The sequence below is a fragment of the Aliiroseovarius sp. genome (assembly GCF_965228805.1).
GTDB lineage: Bacteria > Pseudomonadota > Alphaproteobacteria > Rhodobacterales > Rhodobacteraceae > JASBTN01.
Window position 1 is genome coordinate 3,591,122 of sequence record NZ_CBDDIE010000003.1, and the last position, 12,587, is coordinate 3,603,708.

At 65.1% G+C, this 12,587-nt stretch carries 9 protein-coding genes; 3 read left to right on the forward strand and 6 right to left on the reverse strand.

The features are described from left to right. Window positions 1–113: 113 nt before the first annotated feature. From recA to guaB, 4 genes are all read right to left on the reverse strand, one after another. A complete protein-coding gene (gene recA / locus ACO07D_RS18790; protein ID WP_421704456.1) occupies window positions 114–1,193 on the reverse strand; it encodes a recombinase RecA in 1,080 nt (359 codons plus the stop codon). Between the two features lie 222 nt (window positions 1,194–1,415). After that, on the reverse strand, window positions 1,416–3,803 hold the full coding sequence (locus ACO07D_RS18795; protein WP_421705073.1) for an ATP-binding protein: 2,388 nt from the start codon (window positions 3,801–3,803) through the stop codon (window positions 1,416–1,418). Window positions 3,804–4,092: 289 nt separating this feature from the next. Further along, entirely contained in the window at window positions 4,093–5,250 is a 1,158-nt protein-coding gene (locus ACO07D_RS18800; protein ID WP_421704457.1) for an RsmB/NOP family class I SAM-dependent RNA methyltransferase, read from the reverse strand. A 39-nt stretch (window positions 5,251–5,289) separates the two neighbouring features. Next, window positions 5,290–6,738, reverse strand: coding sequence for an IMP dehydrogenase (guaB, locus tag ACO07D_RS18805; protein ID WP_421704458.1), 1,449 nt, complete (start codon window positions 6,736–6,738; stop codon window positions 5,290–5,292). Between the two features lie 192 nt (window positions 6,739–6,930). Here guaB and ACO07D_RS18810 point away from each other — a divergent pair, with 192 nt between their 5' ends. From ACO07D_RS18810 to ACO07D_RS18820, 3 genes are all read left to right on the forward strand, one after another. Then, a complete protein-coding gene (locus tag ACO07D_RS18810; RefSeq protein WP_421704459.1) occupies window positions 6,931–8,103 on the forward strand; it encodes a pyridoxal phosphate-dependent aminotransferase in 1,173 nt (390 codons plus the stop codon). 321 nt (window positions 8,104–8,424) lie between these two features. After that, window positions 8,425–9,480 carry a bifunctional transcriptional activator/DNA repair enzyme AdaA gene (locus tag ACO07D_RS18815; protein WP_421704460.1) on the forward strand — a complete coding sequence of 352 codons (1,056 nt, stop codon included), beginning with the start codon at window positions 8,425–8,427 and terminating at the stop codon, window positions 9,478–9,480. Beyond that, on the forward strand, window positions 9,477–10,292 hold the full coding sequence (locus tag ACO07D_RS18820) for an isocitrate lyase/PEP mutase family protein (RefSeq protein ID WP_421704461.1): 816 nt from the start codon (window positions 9,477–9,479) through the stop codon (window positions 10,290–10,292). The genes ACO07D_RS18815 and ACO07D_RS18820 overlap by 4 nt, the downstream gene beginning before the upstream one ends. A gap of 133 nt (window positions 10,293–10,425) precedes the next feature. On the opposite strand, the gene ACO07D_RS18825 is transcribed toward ACO07D_RS18820, so the two are convergent. Continuing rightward, entirely contained in the window at window positions 10,426–10,980 is a 555-nt protein-coding gene (locus ACO07D_RS18825) for a hypothetical protein (RefSeq protein WP_421704462.1), read from the reverse strand. Between the two features lie 325 nt (window positions 10,981–11,305). Next, entirely contained in the window at window positions 11,306–12,475 is a 1,170-nt protein-coding gene (locus tag ACO07D_RS18830; protein WP_421704463.1) for an FAD-dependent monooxygenase, read from the reverse strand. Window positions 12,476–12,587: the final 112 nt, after the last annotated feature.

Genomic DNA, 12,587 nt, shown 5'->3' on the forward strand with positions numbered 1-12,587 from the left:
CTTGGTTTACAAGGGGCGGGCGGTGCTGTCCACAGGTGGTTGCTGCGGCTGCACATGCAAAAAGGCCGGGCAATGGGCCCGGCCTTTGCGATACTTGGGATTTCCGCGAGGGATCAGACCTCGACCAACCCGTCATCCTCGTCCCGGGCGCCCGGCGGCATGTCGAAATCCAACCCGTGGGCCGCGCGGATCTTGTCTTCGATCTCCAAAGCCACGCGGGGGTTTTCACGCAGGAAGGTCTTGGCGTTCTCACGCCCCTGCCCGACGCGTTCGTCGCCGTAGCTGAACCAGGCGCCCGACTTGTCGACCACGCCGGCCTTCACGCCCAGGTCCAGAAGCTCGCCCATCTTCGAGATGCCTTCGCCATACATGATGTCGAACTCGACCTGTTTGAACGGCGGGGCCACCTTGTTCTTCACCACCTTGACGCGGGTCGCGTTGCCGACCACCTCATCGCGATCCTTGATCGCGCCGATGCGGCGAATGTCCAGACGCACGGAGCTGTAGAATTTCAGCGCGTTGCCGCCGGTGGTGGTTTCCGGGCTGCCAAACATGACGCCGATCTTCATGCGGATCTGGTTGATGAAGATCACCATGCAGTTCGACCGCGCGATCGAGCCGGTCAGCTTGCGCATCGCCTGGCTCATCAGGCGGGCCTGCACGCCGACATTCGAGTCGCCCATGTCGCCTTCCAGCTCGGACTTCGGGGTCAGGGCGGCAACCGAGTCGACAACCACCATGTTCACCGCGCCCGAGCGCACCAGCGTATCAACGATCTCCAACGCCTGTTCGCCGGTGTCAGGCTGTGAGATCAGGAGCTCATCCAGGTCCACGCCCAGCTTGCGGGCGTATTGCGGGTCCAACGCGTGTTCGGCATCGACGAAGGCGCAGACGCCACCCTTCTTCTGTTCCTCTGCCACGCAATGCAGGGTCAGGGTCGTCTTGCCCGAGCTTTCCGGGCCATAAATCTCGATGATCCGCCCCTTCGGCAGACCGCCGATCCCCAACGCGATATCCAAGCCCAGCGAGCCGGTCGAGGTCGCCTCGATCTCCGCCACCGGGTTGTCGGCGCCGAGCTTCATGATCGAGCCCTTACCGAACTGGCGTTCAATCTGGGCCAGGGCCGAATCCAGAGCTTTCTGTTTATCGCTGTCGCGCTTCTTGTCCATGTCGAGCAGGTCCGCAATTGCCATTGTTTCTTCCCTTATCCCATAGCCAACCGGGGTCGGCAATGATGGCTGGTGTTCTTGCCTTGTTCTCATCTTATGAGACCAAAACACGAACAATTCAAGTAAAACTCTATGGATATGACCCTGCGAGAAATACATGACCAAATGGTTAACGGAACTCGCAAAGGTGGAAAGACCGCCGTCCCGTCGGGGAAGGCGCCCATATTCTTCAAGGAATTCTGGATGTTAGTGCAATTGCCGCTGTACGGTTTCCGTAAGCTCCGATAGCGAGAAGGGCTTTGGCAGGAAGACCGAATTCGGAATGCGCGCCTGGTGTTCGGCCACACTGTCCTCGGCATAGCCCGACACGAAGACGACTCGCACTCCTGGCCGATCCTCCAGCGCCTTGGTCACCCAGGTCGGACCGTCCATGCCCGGCATGATCACGTCAGTCACAAAGACATCCACCTTGAGCGACGTATCTTCCAGCGTCTTCAACGCCTCTTCCGCGTTTTCCGCCTCAAGCACGGTATATCCACGCATGCGCAGGGCGCGTGACGCGAAGGCGCGAACGGGGGCTTCGTCCTCGACCAGAAGAACAATCCCCCCATCCGAGACCGGCTCGTGGGTCGGTTTGGGAAGTGTCGGGGCGGGGACCATATCGGCAGCAGGCACGTTGTTCTCGGCAACGACCGAGACCTCTGGCGCCCCTTCCACAGGAGTCGCGGCGCGACTGATGGCGGCAAGAAGCGCCGCATCATCGCCCCGCGCCACGGCAGGTGGCAGTGATGGTTCGGAGGGCTCCTCCGCCGCAAACGGCGCGACGTCGGGGCGTTCCTCCACGGCGGGTTCGGACGGCGATTCCCCGGATGCCTCCCCAGGAGCTTCTGCGGGCAGGCCGTCTTGCGCGGCCAGGTCCGCCTCTCCTTCCTGATAGACCGGGAAGTAGAGCGAGAAGGTCGTACCCTGCCCCGGCACAGAATCGACAAAGATGAAGCCGCCAGTCTGCTTGATGATCCCATAGGCCATGGACAGGCCCAGCCCGGTGCCCTGCCCAGCCCGTTTGGTGGTAAAGAAGGGTTCGAAGATCTTCGGTAGCTTGTCCGCGGGAATGCCAGTGCCCTGATCGATGACGCGCACGGTCACGTAATCGCCTGGCGGCACACTGGCACGATCGCGCTCAAGTGGTTTGTCCAGGAACACGTTGCGCGTTTCGATCCGCACTTCGCCCCCGTCGGGCATGGCGTCACGCGCGTTCACCACGAGGTTCATCAACACCTGATCGAGCTGCCGCCGGTCGGCACGAATGGGCAGCAGGTCATTGTCGTGGCTCAGATCCAGCCGCACCTTTTCGCCCACCAAGCGGTTCAACAGATGGGTCAGGTCACCCAGCGAGTCGGTGAGGTCCACCCGCTCCGGTCGCAACGTCTGCTTGCGTGAGAAGGCGAGCAGTTGTCCGACCAGCGAGGCCGCGCGATTGGCGTTCTGGTGGATCTGCGCCAGGTCCGCATATTCCGGATCGCTTTCGTCATGGTTCATGAGAAGCAGGTCGCAATGACCGGAAATGGCCGTCAGCAGGTTATTGAAATCATGGGCGACGCCGCCGGCCAATTGACCGATGGCCTGCATCTTCTGGCTCTGAACGAACTGCGCCTCGAGCGTCTTGAGCTCTGTCGCGTCATGCAGCACGGCGACCAGCGAGACGCCGTTCTCCTCGACCACCTGACCCAACGAGATCTGCAGGAACACCTCATCCTCGGGTTTCACGGCACGCACGACTTCGGAGCGACCAAGATGGCGGCCGGCATTGGCCTCGCGAAGCCATTCGGAGACCGGGCGGCCCAGCCCCTCGACCTGATCGGCCAACAGAGACCCCACAGCCTCGGGATCGTTCAGCAAAGCACGGGCGCGCTGGTTGGCCATCTGGATGTCGCCTTCCGGCCCGAGTTTCAGCAGCGGAACGGGCAACCCGTCGACCACGCCCCACTCGCCCGGCTTGACCACGGCGGTCTGAGGTTCGGGCAGCAGGTAAAGCTCGCGCCGACCCGCAGAGCTGGAGATCTCGGCCACCATGGCGCGCACTGGGCCGTCCTTGCCGGCCACCTGCATCACTTCGCCCGCACGGATCGGAAGGTCGCTGAAGACCCGGTCCAGTGTTGTTTCACGCCCGCCCAGAAGGCGGCGAAGCGCCTCGTTCATGAAGAGGATCGTTCCGGTGCGCGACACGGTCATCATCGGCAGGCTGATATTCTCTCCGGTGCGACCCGCAGGCCCCCGGTCGCCCATGTCTTCAAGCCGCCAGAGATATCCATCCTCGCCCACCAGATGCACGGACAGGCGCATGTGGCCACGGCGCAGCACCACGTCCTCGCGCGCAGCCCCCTTTGCCTGGGCCTTGTTCTGCAAACGATAGAGTACCGCCGCCGGAGAGGCGAAAAGATCACCGAGGGCAGAGATCAGCGTCTCGCCATCCTTGCCGCCGAACCGTTCGACCGCCGCCAGGTTCTGATAGCCGATCTGGCCGTCCGCATCGGTGGTGAAACTGGGCGCCGCATCATGTTCAACGAAGGCGGAGACGGTGCGAAAGAGCTCCTTCTGCGCGTGACGGAACCGTCGGGCCATGCCGAAGACCATCAACGTCAGGGCCAAAAACGTGCTCCCGACAAGCGCCAATCCGATCTGTGCCAGGAACATCGGGACCGCCCAAGCCGCACCAATGAACAGCAAAGCCAGTAACAGCAGATATCCCGCCTTGGGAGACAGGTCGATGGCGGCCTGGGTCAGTGGCCGCGGTGTGAGCGCCGGATGCGACACGTCTATCCCCCTGTTCTTGATTCGTCGGTCAGGGATATTTCGCAGGGATTCTGTTAAGCCCCGATTAACAACGGCGCAAAAGCAACCGCCAGTTGACTTAATCAGCAGACTATTCGCGCGTCAATGCCGCAAGGTAAAACCCATCCGCCCCGTCGAGCGGGGTGAGGCGGGTTTCATGGATCATTTTCCATCCCGGATTGCGGGCTTGGAAGTCCCTGAGTTGGTCGCTGTTTTCGCAGTTGAGCAGCGAACAGGTGGCATAGGCCAGAGTGCCCCCCGGCGCGACCATTTCATAAGTTTTGTCCAGAATTCGGGCCTGTATGACGCAAAGTTCATCCAGACGTGCTTGGGTCAGTTGCCATTTTCCCTGCGGCGATCGGCGCCAGGAACCTGCACCCGAACAGGGCGCATCAAGTAGCACCAGATCAAAGGGGCCGTCCGCAGCGGGATTGCGGCTCTGCCTGATACGCACGCCCGCGCGTTCGGCGCGTGCCGGAAGGTCGCGCATGCGGGCGGGATTGATGTCATGGGCCGTGACCTTGGCCCCCAAAGCGGCCAGGGCCAGCGCCTTGCCGCCACCACCCGCGCAGTAGTCCAGGACACGCATACCGGGGCGGATCTCCAGACCTTCCAGGATTGCTTGAGAGGCTGCGTCCTGAAGTTCGATCAACCCGTCGGCAAAGGCGCAGCTTCCGGCAACTTTCCGTTCCCCTTCCGTGACTTGCAGAGCGGTCTTGGCAAGGGAATGCGGGACGGCAGCGATACCCTCCGACGCCAGAGCCTCTTGCGCGGCTTCCCGCGTGGTACGGGCGAGGTTGGCGCGCAGAAAGACCGGCGCACGCGGGCGCAGGGCATCACAGATGACGTCGAGATCAGCACCAAGTGACCGCCCAAGCTCGGGCAGAAGCCAATCGGGCATGTCCAGCGCCTCGCCCTGCGAGAGCGGCGCGGGCTGGTGGTCATGTTCCTCCGCTGACAGCACGGGCGGGGCATAGCCTTCGCCAGAGAAGAGCGCGGAAGGATCGCGCCCGGCGGCCCGTTCGGCGCCGATCATCACGGCCCGCCCGGTCATGCCGCCGCCCAGAGCCGCGCAACTGCGCAGCGCACGCAGCGCACCGAAGACATGGTCGCGGATCGCCGCCCGATCCTTCGATCCGGCAAAGCGATGGCTGCGCGCCCAGGTGGTCAGGCACTGCTCGACATTGGCGCCCGCAAGCACCTCGTCGAGCACCTCGATCGCCGCCGCCACACGGGCGCCGGGGGTCACGAAATCACCTTAACTTTGACGCGCAAGCCATTCATTCAATTAGCCAATCCGGTAGTTTGGGCTTTCACGCGTGATCTGCACGTCGTGCACGTGGCTTTCCTTCAGACCAGCGCCCGTGATCTTCACGAAACGGCAGTTCTGACGCATCTCGGCGACGGTGCCATTGCCGGTGTACCCCATGGCCGCGCGCAGACCGCCGACCAGCTGGTGGATGACGGTCCCGGCGGGACCTTTGTAGGGCACCTGGCCTTCGATCCCTTCGGGCACCAGCTTGTCGCTGGCCGCGTCCTTCTGGAAGTAACGGTCGGCGGAGCCACGGGCCATCGCGCCCAGCGAGCCCATGCCGCGATAGGCCTTGAACGAGCGGCCCTGGTACAGGATGACCTCGCCCGGGCTTTCATCGGTGCCCGCGATCATGCTGCCGACCATGGCACAGGAGGCCCCGGCGGCAATGGCCTTGGCGAAATCGCCCGAGAACTTGATGCCGCCATCGGCGATGACGGGGATGTCGCCCGCCTCTTTCGCGCAATCGGAAATGGCGGTCAGCTGCGGCACGCCCACGCCCGCCACCATGCGGGTGGTGCAGATGGAACCCGGGCCGATCCCGACCTTGACCGCATCGGCGCCCGCATCAATCAGCGCACGGGTGGCCGCCGCCGTGGCGACGTTGCCCGCCACGACCTGTTGTTCGGGGCGATAGGCCTTGATGCGTTTCACCGCCTCGATCACGCCTTCGGAATGGCCGTGCGCCGTGTCGACCACGACGATATCGACACCGGCATCGATCAGCGCCTTGGAGCGTTCAAAGCCGCTGTCGCCCACCGAGGAAGCCGCGGCCACACGCAAACGACCCAGATCGTCCTTGCAGGCGGTCGGGTTCAAGACGGCCTGTTCGGTGTCCTTGAGCGTCAGCAGACCGGTCAGCTTGCCGTCGCCATCGGTGACCAGCAGTTTCTCGATCCGGCGCGCCTTCATCAGGCTCTTGGCCTCTTCAAGGTCGGCGGGCTCCTGCAGCATGGCCAGGTCGTTCGAGGTCATCATGACGCTGACCGGCGTATCGTCCGAGGTGGCGAAGCGCATGTCGCGGTTGGTCACGATGCCGACCACGCGGCCTTCGGCATCGACCACCGGGAAGCCGGTTACGCGATACCGTTCCTGCAGCGCCTTGGCATCAGCCAAGGTCTGGTCGGCGGTGAGCGTGATCGGGTTGTAGACGATGCCGCTTTCGAACCGTTTCACCCGGCGCACTTCACGCGCCTGCTGTTCCACGTCGAGGTTCTTGTGAATGACCCCCATGCCGCCGGCCTGGGCCATGGCAATGGCCATGCGCGCCTCGGTCACCGTGTCCATGGCGGAGGACAGAAGCGGGATGTTCAGGGCGATGGATTTGGTGACGAATGTGGTGGTGTCCGCCGTGGTCGGCAGGACATTACTGGCAGCGGGAACCAGCAGCACGTCGTCAAAGGTAAGGGCCTCGCGAATCTCCATGGCGGCGTCTCCTTGGGAGTTTTCGTTTGGCACGTCCCTATCTCATGGGTTGGGCAGTTTGGAAAGGGTGTTTCTGGCGGATTTGCGCCTTTGCCAACGGATATTGCGCGAAAGCCGAATGGTGATTGACAAGTGCCCCGCCTCCGTGTGTCCCTCCGTTAGTTCGAAGCGAGCCAAATCAGGGAGGCAGGCATGGAGCTTTCGAAACGCATTCGCGGGCTGACGGGGGGCGGTAGCGACGGGTGGGATGTGTTCTATCGCGCCCGCGCCATGAAAGTGGCGGGGGAGCCGGTGGTGGAGCTGACCATCGGCGAACATGACATCCGCACCGCGCCTGCGATCTTGGATGCGATGCAGGCGGCGGCCAGGGGCGGGCACACGGGCTATGCGATCGTGCCCGGAGTGACCGAGCTGCGCCAGGCGGTGGCGGCGCGGGTTCAGGCGCGCACGGGCGTACCGACCAGTATGGACAATGTGCTGATCACCCCCGGCGGCCAGGCGGGGCTCTTCGCCGCGCATCACGCCGCCTGTGACGAGGGCGACCGCGCCCTGTTCATCGATCCCTATTACGCCACCTACCCCGGCACCATCCGCGGCGTGGGCGCGGTCCCCGTGCCGGTCGAGGCCCGCCCCCGTGACGGGTTCCAACCGCAGGCGGCGGCGATCGACGCGGTGGCCGAGGATGCGAGTTGCCTGATGATCAACACGCCCAACAACCCCACCGGCGTGGTCTATACCCGCGAGACGCTGGAGGGCGTTGCCGAGATTTGCCAACGCCGCGACCTCTGGCTCATCTCGGACGAGGTCTATGACACCCAGGTCTGGGAGGGGGACCACGTCTCGCCCCGCGCCCTGCCCGGCATGGCAGACCGCACCCTGGTGGTGGGCTCCATGTCGAAAAGCCACGCAATGACCGGCAGCCGCGTGGGCTGGGTCATCGGGCCCGAGGAGGCAATTGCCCACCTGATCACACTCGCCACCCACACGACCTATGGCGTGCCGGGCTATATCCAGGACGCGGCGGTGTTTGCCCTGGGCCAGGGCGAAGCGCTGGAAGAGGAGGTCGCCGCGCCGTTCCGCCGTCGCCGTGACGCAGCCCGGGCGCTGATTGCCAGGCAGAACGTCGCCAAGCTCGTGCCCTCGGGCGGGGCGATGTACCTGATGCTGGATATGCGCGCAACGGGGCTATCGGGTGAAGAGTTCGCCAACCGGCTGCTGGACGAAGAACGCATCGCCGTCATGCCCGGGGAAAGCTTCGGCCAAGCGGCGGCGGGGCATATCCGTGTGGCGATGACCGTGGCGGATGCGGAGTTCGAAGCGGCCCTGGGCCGGGTTCTGGGATTTGCTGCGAGGCTGGTGGGTTGACCACAGCCGAAGCACTCCCGCCCGTCGTTGCCCCTGCCGGGGCGCCTCCCGTTGGGCATGGCCCGCGCCTGCGGCGCGGGTCCGGGCCGCCCCCTCTACTGGATCACGACCATCACCCCACCTCCCGGAGGCGGGCGCACAGGCGCCTGCCGAGGCCGCGATGTAAAGCCTTTGCGAATGCAAAGGCGGCACGAGCGTGCGCCTTGCTGGGGCCGAGGCGCAGCCGAGGCCAACCCGCGTTCCCAACCCGAAACCCGCGCTTTTTCGATCCACGCCCGATTTTCGACGCCACATGAGCGCAGAACAAGCTAACCTGCCCCCATGATGTTCGACCTGCCCGACGACGATGCTCTCTACGCCGCCCTTCTGGCCCGCGACCCTGCCTATGATGGGCGGGCCTTCGTGGCCGTGCGCTCGACCGGCATCTTCTGCCGCCTGACCTGTCCCGCCCCCAAGCCGAAACAGGTCAATTGCACCTTCCACGACAGCGCCCAGGCCTGTCTGGAAGCGGGCTATCGCCCCTGCAAACGCTGCCACCCGGTGGGTGAGGACCCGTTGGTCGCCCGTCTGATGGACGCGCTGGAGGCAGATCCCACCCGCCGCTGGCGCGAGGACGATCTCACCGCCATGGGGCTCGACCCCTCGACCGTGCGCCGGGCCTTTCGCCGCGCCACCGGGCAAACCTTCCTGGAGCTCGCCCGCACCCGCCGCCTCGCCGCCGGAATCGGCGCATTGGCAGCAGGCGACGGCGCGACCGAGGCACAGCTGGACGCGGGTTTCGACAGCCCCAGCGCCTTTCGCGCGGCGTTTGCCCGGATCATGGGGCGCAGCCCGGGGCAGTTTACCCGCGATGCCGTGCTCTGGGCCGATTGGATCACCACCCCACTGGGGCCGATGGTGGCGGTGGCGGATCAGCACGCGTTGCACCTGTTGGAGTTTCTGGACCGCAAGGCGCTGCCGAAGGAGCTGGACCGGCTGTGGAAGATGAGCGGCGGGCGCATCGGTTTCGGCCGCCCTGCCCCGACCCAACAGGTGGCCGAAGAGCTCTCCCGCTACCACGGCGGCACAGACCCGAACTTCGCCACCCGCCTCGCCCCGCAGGGCACGCCGTTTCAACAGGCGGTCTGGGCCGAGCTACGCCGAATCCCGGCAGGCCAGACCCGCAGCTATTCCGAGCTGGCCCGCGCATTGGGCCGCCCCTCTGCCACCCGCGCGGTGGCCGCGGCCAACGGCGCCAATCCCATCGCCATCCTGATCCCCTGCCACCGCATCCTCGGCGCGGACGGATCGCTCACCGGCTATGGCGGCGGGCTCTGGCGCAAGCGCCGGTTGATCGAGATCGAACGACAGTATGTTTCCGAAGGAGAGACCCCATGACCCGAGACATCGGCGCAGAATTCCGCGCGCTTCACGTGAAGGGCGATCCCTTCATCCTGGCCAATGCCTGGGACATCGGCTCGGCCAAGATGCTGGCGGGGCTGGGCGCACAGGCGATCGCGACGTCTTCGGCGGCCCATGCCTTTACCCTAGGGCGGCCCGACATGGGCCATGTGACCCGCGACGAGTCCCTTGCCCACGCCCAGGATCTGGTCGCGGCGGTCAATGTGCCCGTGTCCGGTGATTTCGAGAACGGCTTCGGCCATGACCCCGACAGCTGCGCCGAGACCGTACGACTGGCTGCCGAGGCAGGCCTGGCGGGGATATCCATCGAGGATACGATGCTGCCCGAGCCCACACCGTATTCCCGCGATCTGGCGGTGGAGCGCATCCGCGCCGCGGCCTCTGCCGCCCGCGCCCTGCCCGGCGACTTCGTGCTGGTGGCGCGCGCCGATGGGGTGATGAACGGGCAATACGACCTGGACGAGGCCATCGCCCGCATCCAGGGCTACGAGGCCGCGGGGGCCGATTGCGTCTATGTGCCCATGCCGGTGGACATGGCGGGCCAGGCGCAGGTCTGCGCCGCCACCTCGCTGCCCGTCAACGCCCTCGCCGCTGGCCCCTTCGCCGAAGTCAGCCGCGTCGAGTTCGCGGGCATTGGCGTCGCGCGCATCTCGCTCGGCTCAGCGCTGGCCCGCGCCACGCACCGGCTGATCCAGGATGCGGCCCACGCGATGTTCGACCGGGGAGATTTCACGCCCCTGACCCACTCGATCCCCGGCGGCGAGGTCGACAAGCTGCTGATAGGGTAAGCGCCTACGGCGGGCAGGCCCTCCCGCCCGTCGGGGCGGCCTGACGGCCCCCGCGCCGGTTGGGCCGGGCTCATGCTGCGCATGAGCCTGATCGCCCGAAACACAGGTGTAAGCTACGGCTTTGTTCTGCCGTTCAGCATCTATCGACGCCGCTTTGCCTGAAAAACAACACCACCAGCCCAATCGCCTGGTAGGTTCCCACTGACGCAAAACCGATCATGACGAAGGCAAAAACAGGATAGATGGGCCACAGCAGGATCCCGTACCGGGTCACGGGCCTACCCAAGCCGCCAGTGCCGGACATAAGGAAGAATGCAACACAAGCGATCAGAGCCACAAAAACTATCCCAATCGTCGGAAGTTTCCTTTCGTCCGCATCAAGTGGTGGCGTCCAGTACCGAAAAGGCTGGGACCTCCAAAGAACAGCGAGGGCTGCGATGAAGAAAATCGGGGAAGCAATCAGAGAGGCCGCGTAGTACGGCAACGTACGCGGGGAGTATTCGGTCAGAAAAGTGACCCGGCTGGACAGCAGGCCAGCTTCAAGCAAGGCCTCGACCCACGCGGGATCAGCGATTTGTGCAACACCAAAAACGGTCAGATAATAGAGAACCAGCAGCCCGCCCAAAGCGACCGGAAGAAACCGTACATGCCTTTTGGAGAAATGCTCCGGCTCGACAAGTAGTCTCATATCGCCCTCCCTCAGGACCCGCGGACCGATTGCCAATCACGCCCTTGCCCCGTCACCTCCGCATCCCGCAAAAAACGAGCAGGACTGTCAACCTGAGATCGAAGGATGGTTGCATGTTAACCGACCGGTATGGCGCGCCCACACGGACTTGGGATGAATACATGCCATCTTTCCAGTTTTCACATACCCGCACCCTCAGCCCTTCGCCCCACCAACAAGCGTTTCCCCTAAGGCGGCGACGCAGGTCGCGCCGGAGGTCGCGATGCGCAGCGAGCGCCCCGCCGTGCGCGGGCCCGAGCCGAAGGCGAGGCCACCCCCTGCCCCGTTACTCTTTGGTCACATCGTGGTTGTAGATCCAGTCGAACCGCTCCAGCACCTTCTGGGGCGCGAGGCGGTTGGCAATGCGCAAGACGCCGTGGCCCAGCAGTTTCGCCACCGGGTTGCCGTAGTGGTAATTGCGCGCGTTCTTGTTGGCAGCCTCGATCACCCGGGTCACGCGGGTGCGGCGGCGTGCCTGATACAGCGCGGGGCCGTCCTGCATGCCTTGCACGGCGAGGCTGTCGGCCAGCACCCAGGCGTCTTCCAGCGCCATCACCGCGCCCTGCGCCATGAAGGGCAGCGTCGGGTGTGCCGCATCGCCCAGCAGGGCCGTCGCGCCGCGGTGCCATTCAATCGCCACTGGATGACGATGCAGGCCCCAGACATGGACCTCTTCCACGCGGCTCAACACATCGCGGGCGTCCTGGCAGAAACCTTCGAAGGCCTTCATCAGATTGGCAGGGTCGTCCTTGTGGAACCAGCCCTCGGCGGCCCAGTCGCTGCGTTCCTCGACCGCGACCAGGTTCACCACCTGGCCCTGGCGCAGCGGATAGGTCACCAGGTGACGGCCGGGGCCCATGTAGACGGAGGCCTCGGCCTCTTCGCGCCCGGTGGCGGGCACCAGGGCGCGCCAGGCGATCTGGCCGGTAAAGAAGGGTTCGCGTTTACCGTTCAGCTCCGGGCGCAGGACGGAGTGCAGACCGTCCGCACCGACCAGGAAATCGACCACGCGAGGGCCTTCGCCCTCGATATGCAGCACCGGGCGGCTTTCTGTCAGCTCGACCCGTTCGACGCGCACACCGGTTTCGATGGTCACGCCCAGATGGCGTGCGCCTTGCACCAGCACGTCGAGCAGGTCGGCCCGGTGAAAGAGCAGCCAGGTCTCGTCCGGGCGCAGGCGCCCAAGGTCCAGGTCGATCACCTCACGCCCCGTCACCCCGTCACGCAGCCAGACCCCACGCGAACGGGTCGAGCGGCTGCGCGCCGCCTCGCCCAGGCCCAGCGCATCCAGCACGCGCACCCCATTGGGGCTGATCTGCAGGCCCGCACCGACCTCACCCAGCTCAGGGGCCTGTTCCAGCACGGTGACCTTGGCTCCGCGCTGCGACAGCGCGCAGGCGGCGGCAAAGCCTCCGATCCCGCCGCCCATGATGGTGATGTCCTGTCCGATCAGCATGTCGCCCCTCCTGTTCGCCCCCATCCTGTAGCGCATGGGCGGAAACGAAAACACCGGGACGCGTTGCCGCGCCCCGGTGTCGTTCAGTCATGAACCGCTCCCCTGGGTCGTC